General features: G+C 67.6%; 17 protein-coding genes and 8 pseudogenes. 10 read left to right on the top strand and 15 right to left on the bottom strand.

Annotated features, from left to right (window positions below; translation table 11 throughout):
* Positions 1-180 (top strand): hypothetical protein (locus IEV67_RS19065; protein ID WP_229703369.1); only part of this gene is annotated, 180 nt, incomplete at its 5' end.
* A 646-nt stretch (positions 181-826) separates the two neighbouring features.
* Here IEV67_RS19065 and IEV67_RS18785 read toward each other — a convergent pair.
* Positions 827-1,507 (bottom strand): annotated as a pseudogene (locus IEV67_RS18785) (helix-turn-helix domain-containing protein); the annotation flags it as partial.
* A gap of 137 nt (positions 1,508-1,644) precedes the next feature.
* Here IEV67_RS18785 and IEV67_RS18780 point away from each other — a divergent pair.
* Positions 1,645-2,133 (top strand): annotated as a pseudogene (locus IEV67_RS18780) (ATP dependent DNA ligase); the annotation flags it as partial.
* A 60-nt stretch (positions 2,134-2,193) separates the two neighbouring features.
* Here IEV67_RS18780 and IEV67_RS18775 read toward each other — a convergent pair.
* From IEV67_RS18775 to IEV67_RS18745, 7 genes are all read right to left on the bottom strand, one after another.
* Positions 2,194-2,850 (bottom strand): HAD family hydrolase, encoded by a 657-nt coding sequence (locus IEV67_RS18775; RefSeq protein ID WP_188438250.1) that lies wholly within the window; start codon positions 2,848-2,850, stop codon positions 2,194-2,196.
* Positions 2,851-2,902: 52 nt separating this feature from the next.
* Positions 2,903-3,973 carry an ABC transporter ATP-binding protein gene (locus IEV67_RS18770; protein WP_188438249.1) on the bottom strand — a complete coding sequence of 357 codons (1,071 nt, stop codon included), beginning with the start codon at positions 3,971-3,973 and terminating at the stop codon, positions 2,903-2,905.
* Positions 3,970-4,803 (bottom strand): carbohydrate ABC transporter permease, encoded by an 834-nt coding sequence (locus IEV67_RS18765; RefSeq protein WP_229703368.1) that lies wholly within the window; start codon positions 4,801-4,803, stop codon positions 3,970-3,972. The genes IEV67_RS18770 and IEV67_RS18765 overlap by 4 nt, the downstream gene beginning before the upstream one ends.
* On the bottom strand, positions 4,793-5,662 hold the full coding sequence (locus IEV67_RS18760; protein ID WP_188438248.1) for a carbohydrate ABC transporter permease: 870 nt from the start codon (positions 5,660-5,662) through the stop codon (positions 4,793-4,795). The genes IEV67_RS18765 and IEV67_RS18760 overlap by 11 nt, the downstream gene beginning before the upstream one ends.
* Positions 5,659-6,963 carry an ABC transporter substrate-binding protein gene (locus IEV67_RS18755; protein ID WP_188438247.1) on the bottom strand — a complete coding sequence of 435 codons (1,305 nt, stop codon included), beginning with the start codon at positions 6,961-6,963 and terminating at the stop codon, positions 5,659-5,661. The genes IEV67_RS18760 and IEV67_RS18755 overlap by 4 nt, the downstream gene beginning before the upstream one ends.
* Positions 6,960-7,790 carry an MBL fold metallo-hydrolase gene (locus tag IEV67_RS18750; RefSeq protein ID WP_188438246.1) on the bottom strand — a complete coding sequence of 277 codons (831 nt, stop codon included), beginning with the start codon at positions 7,788-7,790 and terminating at the stop codon, positions 6,960-6,962. The genes IEV67_RS18755 and IEV67_RS18750 overlap by 4 nt, the downstream gene beginning before the upstream one ends.
* Positions 7,791-7,877: 87 nt before the next feature.
* Positions 7,878-8,771 (bottom strand): LysR family transcriptional regulator, encoded by an 894-nt coding sequence (locus IEV67_RS18745; RefSeq protein ID WP_188438245.1) that lies wholly within the window; start codon positions 8,769-8,771, stop codon positions 7,878-7,880.
* A gap of 200 nt (positions 8,772-8,971) precedes the next feature.
* On the opposite strand from IEV67_RS18745, the gene IEV67_RS18740 reads away from it, so the two are divergent.
* The 4 genes and pseudogenes from IEV67_RS18740 to IEV67_RS18725 all read left to right on the top strand — a co-directional run.
* Positions 8,972-9,295, top strand: a complete 324-nt coding sequence (locus IEV67_RS18740; protein WP_188438244.1) for a transposase — start codon at positions 8,972-8,974, stop codon at positions 9,293-9,295.
* Positions 9,292-9,714: an IS3 family transposase gene (locus tag IEV67_RS18735; protein WP_188438243.1), complete on the top strand. Its 423-nt coding sequence runs from the start codon at positions 9,292-9,294 to the stop codon at positions 9,712-9,714. The genes IEV67_RS18740 and IEV67_RS18735 overlap by 4 nt, the downstream gene beginning before the upstream one ends.
* Before the next feature lie 267 nt (positions 9,715-9,981).
* Entirely contained in the window at positions 9,982-11,214 is a 1,233-nt protein-coding gene (locus tag IEV67_RS18730) for an IS110 family RNA-guided transposase (RefSeq protein ID WP_188438242.1), read from the top strand.
* Between the two features lie 22 nt (positions 11,215-11,236).
* Positions 11,237-11,728 (top strand): annotated as a pseudogene (locus tag IEV67_RS18725) (integrase core domain-containing protein); the annotation flags it as partial.
* On the opposite strand, the pseudogene ligD (IEV67_RS18720) reads toward IEV67_RS18725, so the two are convergent.
* Both ligD (IEV67_RS18720) and ligD (IEV67_RS19200) read right to left on the bottom strand, forming a co-directional pair.
* A pseudogene (gene ligD / locus IEV67_RS18720) lies at positions 11,699-12,286 on the bottom strand (non-homologous end-joining DNA ligase LigD). The pseudogenes IEV67_RS18725 and ligD (IEV67_RS18720) overlap by 30 nt on opposite strands.
* The gene (gene ligD / locus IEV67_RS19200) at positions 12,276-12,569 is read right to left on the bottom strand and encodes a non-homologous end-joining DNA ligase LigD (protein WP_373284510.1); all 294 of its coding nucleotides are present in this window, start codon (positions 12,567-12,569) and stop codon (positions 12,276-12,278) included. Before ligD (IEV67_RS19200) ends, ligD (IEV67_RS18720) begins: the two are co-directional and overlap by 11 nt.
* 2 nt (positions 12,570-12,571) lie before the next feature.
* Here ligD (IEV67_RS19200) and IEV67_RS18715 point away from each other — a divergent pair.
* Positions 12,572-12,694, top strand: a pseudogene (locus tag IEV67_RS18715) (IS982 family transposase); the annotation flags it as partial.
* Between the two features lie 203 nt (positions 12,695-12,897).
* Here IEV67_RS18715 and IEV67_RS18710 read toward each other — a convergent pair.
* Positions 12,898-13,329 (bottom strand): MerR family transcriptional regulator, encoded by a 432-nt coding sequence (locus IEV67_RS18710; protein ID WP_229703366.1) that lies wholly within the window; start codon positions 13,327-13,329, stop codon positions 12,898-12,900.
* 56 nt (positions 13,330-13,385) lie between these two features.
* Between IEV67_RS18710 and IEV67_RS18705 the strand changes: the two genes are divergently transcribed.
* On the top strand, positions 13,386-14,357 hold the full coding sequence (locus tag IEV67_RS18705; RefSeq protein ID WP_188438241.1) for an oxidoreductase: 972 nt from the start codon (positions 13,386-13,388) through the stop codon (positions 14,355-14,357).
* Positions 14,354-14,836: pseudogene (locus tag IEV67_RS18700) on the top strand (helix-turn-helix domain-containing protein); the annotation flags it as partial. The gene IEV67_RS18705 and the pseudogene IEV67_RS18700, both read left to right, overlap by 4 nt.
* Before the next feature lie 374 nt (positions 14,837-15,210).
* On the opposite strand, the gene IEV67_RS18695 reads toward IEV67_RS18700, so the two are convergent.
* On the bottom strand, positions 15,211-16,152 hold the full coding sequence (locus IEV67_RS18695) for a GlxA family transcriptional regulator (RefSeq protein WP_188438240.1): 942 nt from the start codon (positions 16,150-16,152) through the stop codon (positions 15,211-15,213).
* Positions 16,153-16,259: 107 nt separating this feature from the next.
* Here IEV67_RS18695 and IEV67_RS18690 point away from each other — a divergent pair, with 107 nt between their 5' ends.
* Positions 16,260-16,571, top strand: a complete 312-nt coding sequence (locus IEV67_RS18690; RefSeq protein ID WP_033107114.1) for a putative quinol monooxygenase — start codon at positions 16,260-16,262, stop codon at positions 16,569-16,571.
* Between the two features lie 363 nt (positions 16,572-16,934).
* On the opposite strand, the pseudogene IEV67_RS18685 reads toward IEV67_RS18690, so the two are convergent.
* The 3 genes and pseudogenes from IEV67_RS18685 to IEV67_RS18675 all read right to left on the bottom strand — a co-directional run.
* Positions 16,935-17,270 (bottom strand): annotated as a pseudogene (locus tag IEV67_RS18685) (transposase); the annotation flags it as partial.
* Between the two features lie 78 nt (positions 17,271-17,348).
* Positions 17,349-18,107, bottom strand: a complete 759-nt coding sequence (locus IEV67_RS18680) for a glucose 1-dehydrogenase (protein ID WP_188438238.1) — start codon at positions 18,105-18,107, stop codon at positions 17,349-17,351.
* Between the two features lie 120 nt (positions 18,108-18,227).
* Positions 18,228-19,464 (bottom strand): annotated as a pseudogene (locus IEV67_RS18675) (IS3 family transposase).
* Between the last annotated feature and the right edge of the window lie 291 nt (positions 19,465-19,755).

Raw genomic sequence — 19,755 nt, 5'->3', positions numbered from 1 at the left:
CTCGACGTCTATCTGCGGACCGACGCGCCCGGCCGACCTACACCGTCATCTGAGAAGACCCCACAAATGCCGTTCTTCGAGATTCGTCCGGTGGAAGCGCAGCAGTTCACTGGGCGAGAGAGCATTGACGGTTGCTGGGTTGGTGAAGCGCTTTCGACCGCATGCCAGCTTTCGGAGTGATCCTCTGGCCGGTGTTCTCCAGTTCGATGGCTCTTTCCCGGATGTGAATGTGGAGATGGGCTCCTGGGCGATTGCGTTCGGTGGGGACGTGGTTGTCCTGTCGCAGGCTGAATTCAACCAGGTGGTTACTCAGTCGGCGGAAGAGTCGGGCGGCTGAGGATTGCGCTGGTGCCCGCAGGTTCGATTCAAAGACGGTACGGTCGGCGTTGACCGCACGAGGGAGAGTCTCATGGATCGCGTTCCCAAACCCAGCAAACCCCGATTCGAAGTGCGCCCAAGAGAGCCGGTGCAGTTCACCGGGCCAGAGAGCGTTGACGCTGTCGGGGAGTTGGTGAGGAAGTAGCGCCCTGGCGTGAGTTATGCCTTCAACCCCGCGATGAGGACGCTGACGTTCTATGGCCGCGGCCCGGATCTCGAGATCAAGCTGAATCAATGGGTGGCCGTCATCAATGGCCGCGACGTTTCGGTCATCCCGCCTGGGTTGTTCGATGGCTCTCCGGTAGCGGCCCCCGCTAACGCGATCAACAGGCAAGAAGTCGCGATGCGCTCCACTCGGTCAAGCAACGACGACGGGCGGGTGCCGGACAACACCGATCCTGCCCGCCGGCCGACGAACCTGCTCAAATGCTGCCCACCCAGTTTGAATGTCGGTCATCACGGCAGTCACGGTGATCCCCGCGGCCTGGAAGAACGCGTTGGCGCGTTCCCAGAACGCGGAGGCGGTCTCTTTGCGTTCGTCGTCGAGGATTTCCGAATACGCCAACCGGGAATGATCATCGACAGCGTGATGCAAGAACGCGTAACCGCGGCCCTTCTTCTTGTTGTTCTGGTTCCCGGCTTGCCGACCCAGCATCCGGTGCCCGCCCCCGTCAGGGATGCGGCCCTGCTTCTTGATATCCACGTGCACGAGCTGACCCGGCTCAGCGAGCTCGTAACGGACGAGTTTCGCCCTCCGAACCCGGACACCGGTCGACTGATCGATGTGAGCGAGTAGCGGCATCCGGAAGCGTGTGAGGACCCGTCCGACCGTTGACCGGTTCAGGCGCAGGTGGAACGCGATCCGATGCGGTCCCCACCGACGATTGACCCGTAATCCGATGATCCGCCGCTCGACGCGCTGCGCAAGGCGTTAAGGTGATGTCCGCGGGCGCGAACTGCGATCAGTCAATGACGTCCCGGCCCGATACCGGTCGGCCCACCGTTTCGCCGTCGCGGGTGAGCATTGAAACCGTTCCGCAGCCCGAAGCACGGGCCAGCCCCGTTCAACGATCAAGACCGCGAGACGACGACGCCCCTCCGGCGTCAAGGGAGCGTTAGCGTGAGTCACGAAGACCTCCGTGTTTGGACAGTGAGTGTGGTAATCCACATCCTGCACGGAGGTCTTCACCTACATCACACGTTCACAGCCTCCCAGGGAAGAACAGCCAGCATCCGCTACCCCGCGCCGCGCGCGACGGGCAGGATGAACCCATGGCCTACGAGTACGCGCCGGGCAAGCGCACGATGTTCAAGATCAAGCACGCGCGCACGGCGGATGTCGTGGCCTGGGCATATCGTGTGCACAAATCGGGCGAGGGACTGGGGTCGCTGCTGGTCGGCCTGTAGGCCGACGACGGCACCCTGCTACCGGTCGGGGCGGTGTCGGCGTTCAGCAACGTGCGCCGCCTGGAGTTGATCGACGAGCTCGCGCCCCTCGTCGAGCGCGACGATTCGGGCGATGTCGTGACCGGCGCCGGCGAGAAGTCGCGCTTCACCGGGGCGGGGAAGGACACGTCGTTCGTGAAACTGCGACCCGAGCGCGTGCTCGAGGTGCGCTACGACCAGCTCGAGGGCTGGCGCTTCCGTCACACCGCGCAGTTCGAGCGCTGGCGCCCCGACCGCGACCCGCTCTCGTGCACCTGCGACCAGCTCGACACGGTATCGGCCTACGACCTCGGCTCGGTTCTGGACTGACCACCTCCGAGTTCGCGAGTGCTCCCCTCGCGAACTTCACGCGAGGGCGCGACACGCCGATCAGGATGCTGTGACCAGCGCGTCGAGCATGCGAACCGTCTCGGCGGAGTCGCGGTGCAGGTGCGCGCGCCACCCGAACGCCCGCGCCGCCCGGCAGTTGCCGTCGAGATCGTCGATGAGCATGGCGCCGCCGCCGGGCGGCAGCTGCTCGTCGGCCAGCGCGAAGATGCGCGGGTCGGGCTTGGCGAGCCCCACCTCGTGCGAGCGCACGACGGCGTCGAACGCGCCCGCGTGCGGGCCCAGCATCCGCACGCGGTGCGGCTCCCACTCGCGCACGCTGTTGGTCAGCATCCCCACGGCCACCCCCCGCTCACGCAGGCGGCCGAGTGCGCCGAGGAGGTCGCCGTCGAGCGGGCGATCCAGGTACCAGTACCGGTCCCACTCCGCCAGCCGTATCGCGGGTTGCACGGGAAGCGCCGCCTCGACCATCAGCCCCCATTCGGCCTGGCCGATCGCGCCGAGCTCGAGCGGCAGCATCCCCTCGCTGCCCAGGCGTGCCGCCACCTGGGCGATCGCGATGCGCAGCTCCTCCCACTCCACGCCGGCGACCCGTGCGAACCGCTCGGTGGCGTCGGTCATCGGCGGCGTGAGCACCCCGCCGAAATCGCACCACACCACGTCGACGCCGGCCCCGGCCGACCCCGCGCCGCCACTCACGTCCGCTCCACCACCGCCCACAACCCCCGAGCCACAGCCCACACCGCCGGCCTCAGCCACCGACCCGCGACCCGTCCGGCGCGAAGTCGTGCACGGCGGCCGCGGGCACCTCTACGCGCACGGCATCGCCCGCCCGCAGCCATTCCTCGCCCTCGTGCTGCACGAGCGTGAACGGCACGCCCTCGGCATCGCGACAGATGATCTCCTGACCCGACCCGGTGTACTCGCACACGTCGACCACGCCGGCCACCTCGAGCGAGCCGGGAGCGGCGAGCGCGCCGCCGCGCAGCAGCCGGGCATCGTGCGGCCGCCAGCCGCGCGTTCCGCCGTCGGGCGTCGCGAAGAGGTTCATCGCGGGCGCACCGACGAACCCCGCGACGAACCGGGATGCCGGGCGCCGGTACACCTGGTCGGGAGTGCCCGCCTGCACGATGCGACCGGCGTTCATCACCACCAGCTCCGTGGCCATCGACAGCGCCTCCTGCTGGTCATGGGTCACGAGCACCAGCGTCGTGCCGAGGTCGCGGTGCAGCCGCAGGATCTCGGCGCGCGCGCTCGCCCGAAGCGCGACGTCGAGCGCCGAGAGCGGTTCGTCCAGCAGCAGCAGCGACGGGTTGCGGATCACCGCGCGGGCCAGCGCCACGCGCTGCCGCTGCCCGCCGCTGAGCTGGTCGGGCCGCCGTCGCAGCAGACCCTGGAGTCCGAACAAGTCGGCCATGCGCGCAACCTCGGCGTCGATGAATCGCGGGTCGGGGCCGCTTCGCCGGTCATGGCGCCGGGCCAGCCGCAGTCCGAACGAGATGTTGCGCTCGACCGACATCCGCGGAAACAGCGCATAGTCCTGGAACACCATCGCGAGGTCGCGCGTGCCGAGCGGATGCGTCGACAGATCGCTCCCGTCTGCGATGAGGCGCCCCTCATCGGCCCGTTCGAGACCGGCGAGCAGACGAAGCAGCGTGGACTTGCCGCATCCCGACGGTCCCACGATCGCAGTGAGCGAGCCCGCCGGAATGCGCAGGTCGACCCCGTCGAGGGCGACGGTCGTGCCGAACCGGCGAGTCACCGATTGGAGCGAGATCGCGGCGCCGCGCGTGGCGCGCGGTGAGGGGGCGAGGGCGGTCATGTGCGCAGTCCTGACTGGAGGAAGGCGTCGGTAACCCGACGCGAGGCGAGCAGATAAACGAGCACGATCGGCAGGCTCGTGAGGGTGGCCGCGGCCATGAGCGCGCCGTAGTCGGTGCCGCCCTCGGTCTGGAACTGGGCGAGCCCGATCTGCACCGTGGCGTTCTCGGCGCGCGGCGCGATGAGCAGCGGCCACAGGTACTCGTTCCACGTGGTGATGAACACGAGGATGCCCACAGCCGCGATCGCCGGCCGCAGCGCCGGCAGCACCACGTGCCACAGCACCTCGCCCGAGCGCGCGCCTTCGAGCCGGGCGGCCTCGACGTGCGAACGCGGCACCTCGGCGACGTGCTGCACGAGCAGCAGCACGGCCAGGGCCGCGGCTCCCAGCTGCGGCACGATGAGACCGACCGGCGAGTTCAGCCAGCCCAGACGGGTCGCGAGCAGGAACTGCGGAATCACGATCGCCTGTGGAGGGATGACGAGTGCCACGGTGGCCGCGACCAGGATGGCCGGCCGCAGCCTCGGCGAGAGTTCGACCAGCGCGAACGCGGCCAATACCGCCACGACGATCTGGCCGAGGGCGACCCCGGCCGACATCACGAACGTGTTGGCGATGAGCGGCAGCACCGGCCAGCCCGACAGCACCGCGGCGTAGTTCTCGAGGGTGACCGGCGAGGGGATGGGGTTCGCCGAGAACACGTCGGCCGGGCCCTTGAACGAGGTGATCAGCGCCCACAGCACGGGGAACGTCGTCAGCAGACAGCACACGACGAGCACCGCGTGCCACGCGACGCGACCGAACAGCGCGGGGCGGTGATCAGGTCGCACGGGAGACCCTCCGCACGAGACCCCAGGCCAGGGCCACGACGATGAATCCGGCCAGGAGCACGACCGCCGCGGCGGATGCTTCCCCGATCTCGAAGAACGTGAACCCGAGCGTGTAGATGCGGTAGAACACGTTGTCGGTGGCTCCGTCGGGGCCGCCCTGGGTCAGCACCGAGATGTTCGTGAACGTCCACTGCCCCGCGAGCACCAGGCTGAGCAGTGCCAGCACCACGGTGGGTCGCGCGACGTGCGGCAGCACGATCGAGCGGGCGACGTCCAGCGCCGTCGCCCCCTCGACTCGTGCCGCCTCGACCACCCGTCGATCGATCGAAGCGAGCGTCGCGCCGTACAGCAGCATGTTGAAAGCCACGACCTTGGCCGCCGTGATGACGACGATCACGACGAGTGCCGTCGCCGGGTCGCCGAGCCAGTTGCCCGGCGGCATGCCGAGAGCCCCGAGCATCTCGTTGACAAGCCCCTGCAGGGGGTTGAGGAGGAATCGCCATGCGACTGCGACGGCCACAGGTGCGAGAATGACGGGCAGGAACAGGATGGCGCGGTAGATCTCGGCCGCTCGCCCGGGACGCGACCAGAGCAGTGTCGCCAGGGCCAGCGGCACGACGGTCGAGAACGGCAGCAGCACGAGGGCGTAGAGGACGGTCTGCACCAGCGACTGGGCGAATTCGGGGTGACGCCACAGCGCGGCATAGTTGTCGAGGCCGACGACGCCCACGGGAGGGGTGGTGAGGTTCCAGTCGAGGAACGACAGCACCACGGTGAACACGGCGGGGCCGTACACCCACACCCCCAGCAGGATCAGAAGGGGTGCGAGGTACGGCCATGCGCGCAGGCGGGCTGTCACTGGCCGGTCTGTTCCCGGATGCGCTCGGCGACCTGCTCGAGCGTCGACTGCGGGTCGGCGCCGCGCAGTACGATCGGCTCGACGGCGTCATCCTGGAGCGTCACGACGGCCTGGTTGGCGTTCTCGCCGGGGAAGGCGAGGTAGGGCGCGACGTCGGCGAGCTGCTCGAGCGAGGGTACGAGCAGGTCGTTGTTCTCGAAGTACTCCTGCAGGAAGGCGGGGTCTTCGGCGAGGTCGGCGCGCATCGGCAGATACCCGATCTGCTCGGTGATGATCGAGTATCCTTCGGCACTGGTGAGAAACTTCACGAACTCCCATGAGGCGCGCTGCACGGCGGGGTCGGTACTCAGCACGATCAGACCCGCCCCGGAGTTCGTCGGCCGCGCCTCGGAAGCGCCGAAGCTGGGAAAGCCGCCCGACCGCAGTTCGAATGCGCCCTCTGCAGCCTGCGCGAGGTTGCCCGCGACAGCGGTGCTTGACACGAACATGCCGAGCTGGCCCGAGGAGAAGTTTGCGAGCGCATCCTCCACGCCGACCGCGGGCATGAGGCCGTCCTGCACCAGCGCCTGCACGGCGCCGAGTGCCTCGACGGCCTCGGGCGAATCCACCGCCACGTCGCCCGACTTCGACACGACCGAGCCACCAGCGCTGTTGATCACCGACTGCGTGAGGTAGTCGGACTTGCTCGCGTCCGCGATGGCGAAGTACGCACCGTTGGTGCCGTTCGCGACGATGGCCTCGGCGGCCGCGCGCACCTCGTCGATGGTCGTCGGCGGCCGTTCGGGGTCGAGGCCGGCGGCGCGGAAGAGGTCAGCATTGTAGAACAGTGCGGGCACCGACACGGTGAACGGCAGCGCGGCGGTTTCGCCGTCGTTCTCACCCGTTTGCACGAGCGCTTCGTTGATGCCTTCGACGTGACCATCCCATTCGTCGCCGGCGAGTTGCTCAAGCGATTGCACCGGCAGCGTCTCGAACGCTTCGGCCATCTTGCTGTAGCCCAGTTGCACGACGTCGGGAGCACTGCCAGCCGCCACATCGGTGCGGGCTTTGGTAAGCACGTCGGCGGTGGGCACCGACTGCGGCTCGACCGTGATCTCGGGGTGCTCGTCGGCGAACGCGTCGAGCAGCGCCTGCATCCCCTCCCCCATGGTGCCCTGCGCGCCGTAGGAGTACGAGCTGAACGTGATCGTGACGGGTTCGGAGGAGGAGGGTTCGGTGGATGTCGCCGGTGCGGCGCATGCGGAGAGCGCACCGAGGGCGACGAGGGCTGTGGCGACGGGCAGGAGGCGGGAACGGTTCATGCCAAGACCTTTCGGGAGGACGAGACGGGGTGGGCGATGCCCGGTCGCACAGTGGCGACCGGGCCGTCGAACACCATGGCCGCGCGATCGCGGTGCCACCGGTGCTCGGCGGGGTCGGGTGAGGAGAAGTGGGTGAGCACGAGGTCGGCGACGCCGGCGTCACGTGCGGCGCGCGCGGCGTCGAGCGAGCTGAGGTGGCCGTGGCCGCTGCGGTCGGTCTCGCGCAGGGTGCTCTCGGCGAGCAGGGTCCCGGCGCCGTTCGCGAGCTCGGCGATCGCGTCGGTCACGCCGGTGTCACCCGTGTAGACCAGGCTCTCGCCGTCGGCTTCGAGGCGGATGCCGCAGTCGGGGGCGACGTGCTGCATCAGCGCGGTCGAGGCGTCGAGGTCGCCGATGCGGAAGCTCTCGCCGGGCTCGTACTCGTGACAGGCGAAGCCGAGGTCGAACGCGCGGTCGAGCAGGGGATGCGTCGTGACGGGATAGATCTCGGCGAGCTGCCGCAGCCGGGCCGCAGCGCCCCGCGGCACGTACAGCGGCACCGGCGGGATGCCCTCGTCGAGGCGCAGCGGACCGTGCTCGTCGTCGCGACGCAGACGCTCGGCGAGCACGGTCTTGCCGATCGCGAGGAGGTCGAAGAGGTGATCGGTGTGCTCGTGAGAGATGAAGACGGCGGTGAGCGGGGAGGTGCGCTCGGCCGAGAGCCGGGCCGCGACACCTGGCCCGGCGTCGAGGAGGACGAGCGTGTCGCCGTGCTGGACGAGATAGCCCGAGCTGGCGAGGCCTGCGGCGGGCATCCCCGCAAGGCAGCCGAGTGGTGTGAGTCGCATGCCGCCATTCTCCGTCGCGCGAACCCTGTCGATCAACGGGCGGTCACCCATCGATCGACAGGCTGGACCGATCGGTGAAAACCAGCACTATCGGTCACCGCGCTGCTGCTCGGCAAGCGCACGCACGACCTCCATCACGGTGTTCACCAGAGGTTCATCGGTGCGCCACGCCGCGAGGATCGGCACCCGGGGCTCGGGGTCGAGGCGCAGCAGGTGCATGCCCTGCGCGCGGCTCTGCTCGCCGCGCGGCAGCGAGCTGAAGCCGATCGTGTCGGTGGTCTCGAGCTCGAGCAGGTACCCGGTCACATCGGTCGCGCTCGGCGTGCGGCGCACCCTCGCCCCGACCGGGTCGGCGGCGGCGATCAGCGCCTCTTCGATGCCGCTCATGCCGCCGATGTGGGCCGTCGTGTACCGATGCCGAGGAAGCTCCGCCAGGTGCAGCGCGCCGGCCCCCGCGAGCGGGTGGCCCGGGCGGACGACCGCCACGACGGGCACGTCCAGCAGGTATTCCGTGTGCAGCAGCGGCGCCTCCACCGGCCCGTACACGAACCCGAGGTCCAGGTCGCCGTCGACGAGTTCGCGCACCTGCTGATCGGACGGCAGCTCGCGCGGCGTGACGCGCACCCCGGGCAGCAGGACCGAGAGTCGTTCGAGCAGCGGCAGCAGCAGCATCCTGCTCGCCGGATAGTTGGTCGCCAGGCGCAACGCCCCCTCGCGACCCGATCCGGCCGCGCGCACGAGGTCGGCGGTGCGATCGCGCGCCTGCAGCAGCCGCCGCGCCTCGGCGAGCAGCACGCGGCCCGCCGGGGTGAGCCCCACCGACCGCGACGACCGGTGCAGCAGCATCGCTCCGAGCTGCGCCTCGAGGCGCTGGATCTGTTCGCTCACCGATGTCTGCGAGAGGAAGACGCGCCGCGCCGCTCGGCCGAAGTGCAGTTCTTCGGCGACCGCGCAGAAGATCTCGAGCTGTCGGAACTCCATGCACGCAGTCAACGCCCGCAATGTGAACGACAGGCGAATGGGAGATCACGCGAGCGGTCGCAGCACGCGGCTCCGCACGCCGACGATCCGGCGCGGTGCGCTCTTTCGAGGGCGGCCCGGCGCGGCGGCCCAGGCGTCAGGCGTCGGGGGTGTGAACCGCCCTGGGTTTCGTTCCGTTCCTTTATCGAGAGGATGGGAACATGCCCGCGAAGTATCCGGAAGCGTTCAAGGACCGTGCGGTCCGCATGGTGTTGGACAGGCTCGAGTCCGATGAGGACGGCCTGACCAGCTATCAGGTGATCAAACTCACTGCCCCGAAGTTGAATGTCTCGGTCGAAGCGCTGCGCCGCTGGGTCGAACAAGCCCGTGTCGACACAGGCGCGAAGCCGGGTGTCACGAGTGATGCGCACTCGGAGATCCGCCGGCTCAAGCGTGAGAACGCGGAGCTGCGACGTGCGAACGAGATCCTCAAGTCCGCGTCGGCGTTTTTCGCCGCGGAGCTCGACCGGCCCACGCCGAGATGATCGCGTATATCGACATGTATCGCGACCAGTTCGGGGTCGAGCTCATCTGTCGCACCCTGGGGGCGACAGAGGGTGGGTTCCTCACGTCTCGCGGGTATCGGGCCGCGAAGACCCGCCCCGCCAGCGACCGCCACCTCCGCGACGCCGCACTGATCCCTGTGATCGAGCGGATCCATGCGGAGAATTACGGCGTTTACGGGGCCCGGAAGATTTGGCATGCGATGCGTCGGGAGGGCTGGGTCATCGGACGCGATCAGGTCGCTCGCCTCATGCGCAAGACTGGTCTTGCCGGCGTGATTCGTGGGCGCGCACCACGCACCACGATCCCCTCACGAGTGCCGGATGATCGCCCGGATCTCGTCGAGCGGCGTTTCGTCGCAGACAGGCCGAACCGGCTCTGGGTCGCCGATATCACCTAATGGGAGAGCCGAGGCCCCCAAGCTTCGGTTGTCGAGTGGGCTGGCAGGGGTCACTGAGATTTCACCGACCCGGGTCGGGCAGTGTGAGCGGTGAGCAGCCGATGGGTGATCACTTTTTCCGATGCAGCCGACCGTTGAGGTCTGAACGTAGACGGTGACCCTGCCGGCCTGCGAGATCGTGAACGGCTTGTGAGATGCCGCGCCTGGAGCGCTTCCATTAGGTCGCCGACACGCTCTCGATGCTCGCGACCAGAACGGAGCAAGTATATGGAACACGTCGGAATGACCTGCGGAATCGACTGGGCCGAGAACCACCACGACATCGCCCTCGTCGACGCCGACGGGCGAGTGATCACGAAGCGACGAGTGGGCGCGGACGCGAACGGGTTCAGCGAACTGCTGGGCCTGATCGCCGAGCATGGTGGTGACCCAGAGTCCACGCCGATCGCGATCGAGACAGACAAGAACCTCTTCGTCGTCGCACTGGCGGGCGCTGATTTCACCGTGTATCCCGTCAACCCGCGCGCCCTTGCGCGATACCGCGAACGACACGGTCAGGCCGGTGGCAAGTCAGACCCTGCGGACGCGATCGCCCTCGCGCACGTGCTGCGCACCGACAAGCACCTGCACCGTCCACTGCCAGCGAACAGCGACGGCGCGCTGCGCGTGAAGGCTCTGGCCCGGCAGCACCAGGAGGCGATCTGGGCCCTGCACCAAACTGTGAGCCGCCTGCGGTCCGTGCTGCTGGAGTTCTACCCGCAGGCGATCAAAGCGTTCCCGAACCTCCAGCACTACGCGGCCACAGCAGTCTTGGCTGCCGTGCCGACACCAGCTGCTGGACAGCGACTGACGTCTCGTCGGATCGAAGCGATCTTCCGCCGCGTCGGCCGCCGCAACGACCCTGCTCTGGTCGAGCGGATCCGCGCCGATCTCCGAGCCACGGCACTACGACAGAGCGATCCGGTCGAGACTGCGCTCGGCAGTGTCGTCGTCGGTCTCCTGAAGATCGTTGAAGTGATGCGCGACGCCGTAGAGGAACTCGAGCGGGCACTCACCACGGAGCTCGCGCAACACCCTCTCGCGCCCATCCTGCAGTCCGCACCCGGTATCGGCGCCGTGCTCGCAGCACGGATGCTCGCAGAAATCGGCGATGATACTGACCGGTTCACCACCGCCGCGGGCATGAGAGCATTCGCCGGGACAGCACCCGTCACCCGTGCGTCCGGACGTTCGCACTATGTGAAGGCACGAAAAGTCCGCAACAAGCGACTCGGCGACGCCTGTCACTGGTGGGCCTTCGCCGCCCTCACACGATCTCCCGCCGCCCGCGCCCACTACGACAAGCGCCGAGCCGCCGGCGACCATCACAACGCCGCGCTCCGCCACCTCGCCAACAAGCTCCTCGGCAACCTCTGGTGGTGCCTACAAAAGGGCGAACTCTGGAACGAAGAAGCCGCCTGGCCGCACCACACGCTGGAGCTGTTACCCGCCGCCGCTTGACAACTGACTCGCGTGGGATGTCTACGTCCGCACCACGGCAGGATTCTGTTACACCGCGTTCGTCACCGACGTATTCTCGAGGAGGATCGTCGGCTGGGCGACCCGGTCGACGATGCGCACAGAAGATCTTCCATTGGAAGCGCTCGAGCACGCCCTTGTGTCTGCGAAAGACCAGGCCATCGATGGGCTGGTCCACCACTCGGACCGCGGGAGCCAATACGTTTCCATCCGCTACTCCGAGCGGCTCGCTGAAGCCCGGATCACTGGCTCGGTCGGCACAGTCGGCGACAGCTATGACAACGCCCTCGCCGAGGCCGTGAACGGGCTCTACAAGGCCGAACTCATCCACGCCCGCCCAGCCTGGCCCTCCGTGACCGAGGTCGAGTTCCAGACGATGAACTGGGTCGACTGGTGGAACAACAAGCGTCTCCACGAAGCTCTCGACTACGCCACCCCAACCGAGATCGAAGCCGCCTACTATCAATCACACAACGCCGAACCGGCGCTCACATAGACAACGGAACTGAACCCAGGGCGGTTCAGTGCGGGCCGCGACGGCTGTACGCGCGGGGGTTCGCCGGGCATCTTCGGAAACTCCGGCGGGAACGCCAGCTCGCCCAATCCAGCGTCGAGGTCGCGCTGCCACCACTGCAGCAGCGTGTATGCGGCCCGGCTGGTCGAGGAAGCCGGACCACGGGTCGCCGACGTCGGCGAGGCGTTGCGGCACGGTGCGCACGGTGAACGCGTGAGGCTCCGCGTCATCCAGCTCGTCCCACATGACGGGCGTCGACACTGTCGCGTCGGGCAGGGCGCGCGGCGAGTAGGCGCCTGCCATTGTGCGATCGCGGTTGGCCTGGTTGAAATCGACGAAGATGCGCTCGCCGCGCTCCTCCTTCCTTCCACCAGGCGGTGGTGACCCGCTCGGGCATGCGGCGCTCGAGCTCACGGGCGGCGGCGATCACCGCGTGCCGCACGTCGAGAACTCGTGCGTCGGCTCGATCGGGCAGAACACGTGCAGCCCGCGGTTGCCGCTGGTCTTGATCCACGGCTCCAGCTCCGCCTCACGCAGCACCTCGCGCAGGCCGTGCGCGGCGACGATCGCGTCGGCGAAGTCGGTGCCCGGCTGCGGGGTCGAGGTCGATGCGCAGCTCGACCGGGTCGTCGGTGTCGCCCGCGAGCGAGGCCCACGGGTGGAAGACGATCGTGTTTATCTGCGCGGCCCAGACGGCGGCGGCGACCTCGGTGAGAACGACCTGGGATGCCCGCCGGCCGCTGTTGTACGTCTCCGTCACCGCCTCGACGTAGTCGGGCGCTCCCTTGGGCGGGTTCTTCGAGAAGAAGCTCTCGCCGCCCACACCGGCCGGCGCCCGGTGTCTACTCCCGCGTCGCCGCGAGACTCCTCGCCCTCGCCGCTGGCATCTGGCACAACTGGCTCACAGCCACACCAGCAAAGCGCTCACTCATCGCCTACGACCACTAAGCCCAAACGGACTCACTCATCTAGGGTCAGAGATGGACGTGGTATTCGCTGCAATCCCCCGCGTATTTCTGGCGTGGATTCGCGCACCAGAAGGCCGCCACTACATACCGCCCAGGATCTGGTTGAGCAACACGCGGGGTGGCTAGCAGCCCTCCTCGCGAAACTTAACTGTTGCTGGCCAGCGGGTTGTTGACAGTTGGTCTCTAGTCGGGCACTGTGTTTCTGGTCGGGTCCCACAGCCCGACGGCGTTTCCATCCTGAACATGCTGGCGGTAGATGCCGGTCTTCCACTCGATGACTTTCCGGGCTTGTTCAAGGGCGTGTATCTGCTGGTTGACGCGGTCTCGATGAGCGTCGAGCAGCGCCAGCCGCTCGGACTCGTTTCCGGGTCCTTGCCGTACCAGGGCGGCGAATCGTTGCAGTTCGACCAGTGGCATTCCGGATTCGCGAAGCTTGGTGCAAATCTGAATCCAGTCGACATCAACTTGCGTGTAGCGGCGGCGACCGCCCGCGGTGCGATCAATCGGGCCGACGAGTAGCCCCTCACGTTCGTAGAACCGCAACGCATGAGCACTCATCTCGACTGCGGTCGCCACTTCGCCGATCGAGAACGTCGTCGATACTTCTGTGTCCACGATCCACCTCCGCCTGACTTGACCTAGAGTCAACTCTAGGTCATAGCGTCAACGGCATGACACTCGCAGAACAACACCCTCTCGGATCCGGATTCACTGCCGCGTCGACGACGACGGACGTGCTCGTCGACCGTGACCTCTCTGGCCAGACCGCTGTGGTCACGGGCGGACACTCAGGGCTTGGACTCGAAACCACCCGGGCCCTCGCTTCTGCTGGCGTTCGGGTCATCGTGCCTACTCGCAGTGCATCGGCCGCACGGGAATCCCTGGCTGGGCTCGACGGCGTCATCGTCGTTGAGGGCGTGGATCTCGCCGACCTTGGCAGCGTCGCTGACGCGGCGGAGAAGATCAGCGTCGCGACCGACCGAATCGACATGCTTATCGCCGCCGCGGGTCTGATGGCCACCCCACGCCGGCCGGTGGGGCCGGGTTGGGACTACCAGCTCGCTGTCAATCACCTCGGGCACTTCGCGCTCACTGCACGGCTGTTCCCGCTGTTGGCTCGCGCCGGGGCGCGCGTTGTCGCCTACTCATCGGCCGGGCATCACGCATCAGATATCCGCTGGGATGACCCGCACTTCCTGACGGGCTATGACAGGTGGGCCGCATACGGGCAGTCGAAGACCGCTAACGTACTCTTCGCGCTCTGGCTTGACCGTCTTGGCACTGACCACGGTGTTCAAGCGTTCGCACTGCATCCTGGCAAGATCATGACCGGCCTCCAGAGGCAGCTCTCAGTTGCTGAACAAGTCGAACTCGGGTGGATCGATTTCGACGGTAACATCGTCGGTGCCCACTTCAAAACGCCGAGCCAGGGCGCCGCCACGGGCCTGTGGGCCGCTACTTCCCCCCTCCTTGAGGGACGCGGCGGGCTCTATCTCGAAGACTGCGAGATCGCCTCAGTAGCGAAGGAGGGCGGCACGATGGACGAGGGAGGCGTCCAACCTTATGCGCTCGATGTTTCGAGCGCTGAACGGCTCTGGAGGTTCACGTCTGCGATGACAGCGACGAACCTTCCATTGCCATAGCACGACGCCGCTTCCGCACCCCCAAGAGTGCTCCCCTGACAGCGGAGGGCCGCGCGCGGCTTGTTGAGCGCTGCCGCACTCGGCCGATCGCGCACGTAGCAGCCGAGATGCGGAGCTCGCGGGCGACTGACTCAAAGTGGACGAACCGGTACCGCCAGTATGGCGAACTCGGGCTCTACGACCGTTCTTCGACGCCGATCCGGCAACCGAGCGCCACCCCTGACGAGACGGTAGCCCGGATCGAGCAGCTGCGCCGGGAGTGGAAGTGGTCGGCCTCTCGCATCACCTTCGAGCTGCACGCCCACGGCGTCACGATCAGCCGCCGAACGATCACCCGCCACCTGGCGCAGCTCGGGCTCAACCATCGGCGATTCATCGACCCGAACGGCGAGTCGTACCGGGAGGTCAAGACGATCACCGCCAAACACCCCGGCCACATGGTGCACCTGGACGTAAAGAGGCTCTTCCCAGATGAGGGTGTAGGTCGGACGGGAGCGTCGGTCCGCAGATAGACGTCGAGGTCTCCCGACGACGGAGGTTCCTACGCCATCCATCCGAAAGACCTCGACGTGCCCGACGCTACCCCGCCGGCCGGCTTCGGCCGCCCTGACCTGACCGCCTTCGCGGCTCATCCCAATCGACCCTGATCGAGTCTGCTGACCCCCTCGACGAGAACGCAGCGACATCACAGCCACCCAACCCCGACCGTCCGGGAAGCCGGGACACGTCACATGACCTGTGCTGCGGGCGTGTCGAGTGGGTCGTCCAGGGGCGACGCAGGAGCGTCGACGCGACGTGCTGAGAGGTGGTTCCAACCGAGCGCTAGGACACAAGCTACAGGCATGGCGATAGGTCAGGAACGGCGTCGCTCCCTACGCAGGAGGGAGCGCAGAGTCTCGGCGTTCGCGTAGCCGACCCGTAGCGCGATCTCGGCGGAGGTGAAGTCCGTGGTTGCTGAGAGGTGCCGAGCTCGTTCGATGCGAAGCCGTTGGACGAAGCCGAGCGGAGTGAGGTTGAGCGCCGCACGGACTCGTCGTTCGAGGGTGCGCCGGCTGGTGCCGAGCGACTGCGCGACGAAGGCGACGTTGAACGGTTCGTCCAGGCGGGCGCGCACGAAGCGTTCGAACTCGACGACGATCGGGTCCTCGTGCCGGAGATGTTCGTAGGCGACGAAAGCCGCCTGCGACGGACGCTCGTCGATGATGAGGAGCTTGGCGACATGTTGGGCCAGGTCGGGGCTGATCGATCGCACGAGTGAGAGCGCGAGGTCGATGTGGGCGAACGCGGCGCCGGCGGTGACGAGGTTCCCGTCGACCACGACCATGGTGTCGAGATCGAGGGCGACGGTCGGATAGCGCTTCAGGAACTCCGGCCCCAAGAACCAGCTGGTCGTCGCCCGCCGATGATGCATCCGTCCGGTCTCGGCGACAGCGAACACGCCGGTGCACGCCGCGGCGATCCGGGTGGTCGCCTCGTCGAGGCGCCCGAGCGAGGCGATGACCGAACGAGCATCTCGGCTCTGGAGGACGTCGTTGGTAGCGGCGGCCGTAAGGGTTCCAAGCGCAGGGACGACGACCACGTCGAACTCCCCGGACTCCGACAGCGGGTGGTCCACCGACAGGGTCATCGATGCCGTCGTGGTCACTCGCCGTTTCGGTCCGAGGATGGCGAGTTCGATCGGGTCGATCCGCGGGTCGACATCGCCGCGGACTCCGTCGGCCACCCGCACGATGTCGATGATCGACGCGATAGCCGAACCGAAGCAGCCGTCGATCGCGATCAGTCCGATACGCATGACGTAAACAATAGCAATACTGCCGTATACGCCACTCCCCACCGGCCCTCGCTCGTCATACGCTGAACTCGTCCCACGAAGAACCCCGACGTCAAGGAGAACCCCTCATGTCCACACCCGCATCACTTCCGTATGCCTTCGTCGCCAAGATCGTCGCGGCCGATGGACAGCACGACGCGGTCGCCGATCTGCTCGCCGGCGCTGTCGCACTCGCCAACGAAGAAGTAGGAACGATTGTCTGGTTCGCGGTCAGGACCCACGCCGACACCTTCTGGATCTTCGATGCATTCCCCGACGAAGCCGCTCGCGACGCCCACGCCAACGGCGCCATCGTCGCAGCCCTGATGGCCAACCAGCACCTCCTCGGCGCAGCACCCGAGATCCTGGCGGCCGACGTCCTCGCGTCCAAGCTCCCGTAGTCCGCCAACGCACGAGACGATCGCGCCCCGCCGAGCCGTCGCCAGGTCGCGACGCAACGCCACGCTGCGTTGCCGAGCGGTGCGAGGCCTATCGGCACACGGACAGGATGCCGGCCGCGAGCGCTCAGCCGGCGAAGGGTCCGTCGCAGAGGAGAGCGACGTCGGTGTCGGGCAGAGCCGTGAGGCCAGCGCATCGCGCGACCACCAGAACGGTTCGCCGGAGCCGCCTGTCGGAATCGAACGGACGACCTAATCACGTCGGCTTTGCGTCTATCGCTTGATGCGCCCACTGGGCGAACGAGCCGCTGACCTGCGCAAACGCCGGGGCCTTGGCCCTTGATCGTGGACACGGTGTCGGTTCGATTATGCCGCTTCCGCGAGCGTAGCGGAGCGTGCGGCTTCGTAGGCGTTCGGGCTGATGTTGCCGATCGCGGAGTGGCGCCGGCGAGTGTTGTAGCGGTTCGCCCACCGGAACACGGCCCGGTAGGCGGTGGCCTGGTCCGGGAACGCTGACCGGCCGGCGAGGAGTTCGCGCTTGAGCGTGGCGTTGAAGCTTTCCGTGAGTGAGTTGTCGGCACTCGTGCCGACCACGCCCGTGGACTGGGTCACGCCCAGCTGCTCGCAGAGCGCGGCGTAGGCCTTCGAGGTGTAGACGCTGCCGTGGTCGGAGTGGAAGATCGCGCCGACCAGCGACCCGCGGTCGCGGTGCGACCGGTGACGGACGTGAGGCACGGTGCCAGCTGACACCGTGCCTCCCGTCCGTCGTGGCCACCTCGTCTAAATCGCGAGGTACCCGCCGTCGACGGCGAACTGCGAGCCGGTCGCGAAGGCGGCCGCGTCGGAACCGAGCCACGCGACCATCTCGGCGACGTCGTGCGGCGTGCCGAGTCGGCCGATCGGGTGCTTCGTCAGCAGCGCGTCCTTGAAGCCGGGGTAGGTCTCCTCCAGTGCGTCTATCATTGGCGTCTGGATCACCCCGGGCAGCACTGCGTTCACGCGGATGCCTTTGTCGGAGTACTCCACCGCGGCGGCTCGGGTGAGGCCGATGACGCCGTGCTTCGACGTGACGTAGGCGGACTGGTGGGCGATGGCGGACTGCCCGAGGGACGAGGCGGTGTTGATGATGGATCCGCCGCCCTGCGCCAGCATCTGCGGGATCTCGGCCTTCATGCTGATGAACACTCCGGTGAGGTTGACGGCGATCACCTTGTCGAACTGCTCCACCGTGACGTCGGCGAGGTCGGGGCCGGTGAGCTCGATGCCGGCGTTGTTGTGCGCGATGTCGAGTCGGCCGTAGCGGTCCACCGCGGCCTGGACCAGGTGCTGCATCGACGCGAGGTCGGTCACGTCCGCCCGGACGAACGCCACGGCGTCTCCGCCGTCGATGTACTCGAGCGTCCCGTTGCCGGCATCCTCGGACAGGTCGGCGACGACGACCCGTGCGCCGTGGTCGACGAGGACCTTCGCGGTCTCGCGCCCGATCCCTCCGCCACCACCGGTGACGAGTGCGACCTTGCCATCGAGCGAGTTTGACATTGTGTGCTTCTTTCTCTCAGGGAGCGGCGTCGGTCGGCGCCGCGCGTTCAGTGCGGGAGCTGCGACGCGGTGTCGGCTGTGGGGCCTTGGCCCTTGATCGTGGACACGGTGTCGGTTCGATTATGCCGCTTCCGCGAGCGTAGCGGAGCGTGCGGCTTCGTAGGCGTTCGGGCTGATGTTGCCGATCGCGGAGTGGCGCCGGCGAGTGTTGTAGCGGTTCGCCCACCGGAACACGGCCCGGTAGGCGGTGGCCTGGTCCGGGAACGCTGACCGGCCGGCGAGGAGTTCGCGCTTGAGCGTGGCGTTGAAGCTTTCCGTGAGTGAGTTGTCGGCACTCGTGCCGACCACGCCCGTGGACTGGGTCACGCCCAGCTGCTCGCAGAGCGCGGCGTAGGCCTTCGAGGTGTAGACGCTGCCGTGGTCGGAGTGGAAGATCGCGCCGACCAGCGACCCGCGGTCGCGGTGCGCGGCACGGAGGGCGTCTTCGACGAGTTCGGTGCGCATGTGGTCGGCGACTTGCCAGCCCGCGAGCTTCCGGGAGCCGAGATCGATGCAGGACGCGAGGTAGAGGTTCGTGCCGTCGGCGATAGGCAGGTAGGTGATGTCGCCCACGTAGCGGCGGCCGGGGTCGCCGACGGAGAAGTCCCGTCCGATCAGGTCGGGGAAGCGCCTGGCGGACTGGTCCGGGATCGTGGTCTTCACCCGTCGTCGCAACCGGATCCCCGCGAGACGGTGCTCACGCATTTACCCGCGCGACGCGCTTGTGATTCACCAGCTCCGCCACGGGCACACCGTCGTTGAGGTCGGCGGTGATCCTGGGCGCCCCGTAGGCGCGGTCGCCACCCTGAGCGGGGTCTTGCAGCACCCGGATCCGCGCCGCCAACACCGCGTCGTCTGTCGCCTTCGCGGCTCGCCGCCCGGCGGAGTCCAGCCAGGCGTAGAACGACGAGCGGGCGACCTCGACGACCTCACACAACCGCTTCACGCCGTAGGCGTCCTTGTGATCCTCAACAAACTGGAAGCGGTTCACCAGTTCGTCTCCCCGGCGAAATACTTCGCCGCCTGACGGAGGATGTCCCGCTCCGTCTCGAGCTTGCGGGCCTCGGCCTGCAAGGCCGCGAGGTCGGCCTCCAACCGGAGGACCTTCGCCGCCTGCGACTCCGGTCGCCCCGTCGCCCCCCGGCGGCGACGCAGCGGCAACCGTGACCCCGGAGCCGAACTTGTCGACCCACTCTTTCAGCGCACCCCGAGAGATCCCGAGATCCCCGGCGATGCCCTTGAGCGTCGAACCCGGCGTGGACTCATACAAGTCCACCGCGCGCTGCCGGAACTCGTCCGTGTAGTTCTTCCTAGCCATCCCTTGGATTCTCGCTTCCCCAGCATCGTGCTGGAATCAGCGTGTCCAAGATCAGGGGTCAAGCGCCCCGAGCGTGGAGGACGCCGCCATCCGGTGGTGACCGACGACGACCGACCAGTACCGACCGTTTCACCGGAGCTTGCGGCGGCGTCGAAGCCGAGCAAGCTCCATTCTTTTAGCTCACCGCGCCCTCCTCCTCGCCGGTCCCGTCGTCGGCGAAGACGTTTCAGGGGTCTTCTCAGATGACGGTGTAGGTCGGCCGGGCGCGTCGGTCCGCAGATAGACGTCGAG

It is taken from the genome of Microbacterium murale (assembly GCF_014635185.1).
Taxonomy (GTDB): Bacteria; Actinomycetota; Actinomycetes; order Actinomycetales; family Microbacteriaceae; genus Microbacterium; species Microbacterium murale.
The sequence above is the reverse complement of the archived record's forward strand: the minus strand, read 5'-3'. Positions and strand labels throughout refer to the sequence as shown.

Coding starts and splice junctions, on each gene's coding strand:
- IEV67_RS18770 (WP_188438249.1), bottom strand. CDS start 3,973: ATGACCGCCCTCGCCCCCTCACCGCGCGCCACGCGCGGCGCCGCGATC.
- IEV67_RS18755 (WP_188438247.1), bottom strand. CDS start 6,963: ATGAACCGTTCCCGCCTCCTGCCCGTCGCCACAGCCCTCGTCGCCCTC.
- IEV67_RS18750 (WP_188438246.1), bottom strand. CDS start 7,790: ATGCGACTCACACCACTCGGCTGCCTTGCGGGGATGCCCGCCGCAGGC.
- IEV67_RS18745 (WP_188438245.1), bottom strand. CDS start 8,771: ATGGAGTTCCGACAGCTCGAGATCTTCTGCGCGGTCGCCGAAGAACTG.
- IEV67_RS18740 (WP_188438244.1), top strand. CDS start 8,972: ATGCCCGCGAAGTATCCGGAAGCGTTCAAGGACCGTGCGGTCCGCATG.
- IEV67_RS18735 (WP_188438243.1), top strand. CDS start 9,292: ATGATCGCGTATATCGACATGTATCGCGACCAGTTCGGGGTCGAGCTC.
- IEV67_RS18730 (WP_188438242.1), top strand. CDS start 9,982: ATGGAACACGTCGGAATGACCTGCGGAATCGACTGGGCCGAGAACCAC.
- IEV67_RS18705 (WP_188438241.1), top strand. CDS start 13,386: ATGACACTCGCAGAACAACACCCTCTCGGATCCGGATTCACTGCCGCG.
- IEV67_RS18695 (WP_188438240.1), bottom strand. CDS start 16,152: ATGCGTATCGGACTGATCGCGATCGACGGCTGCTTCGGTTCGGCTATC.
- IEV67_RS18690 (WP_033107114.1), top strand. CDS start 16,260: ATGTCCACACCCGCATCACTTCCGTATGCCTTCGTCGCCAAGATCGTC.
- IEV67_RS18680 (WP_188438238.1), bottom strand. CDS start 18,107: ATGTCAAACTCGCTCGATGGCAAGGTCGCACTCGTCACCGGTGGTGGC.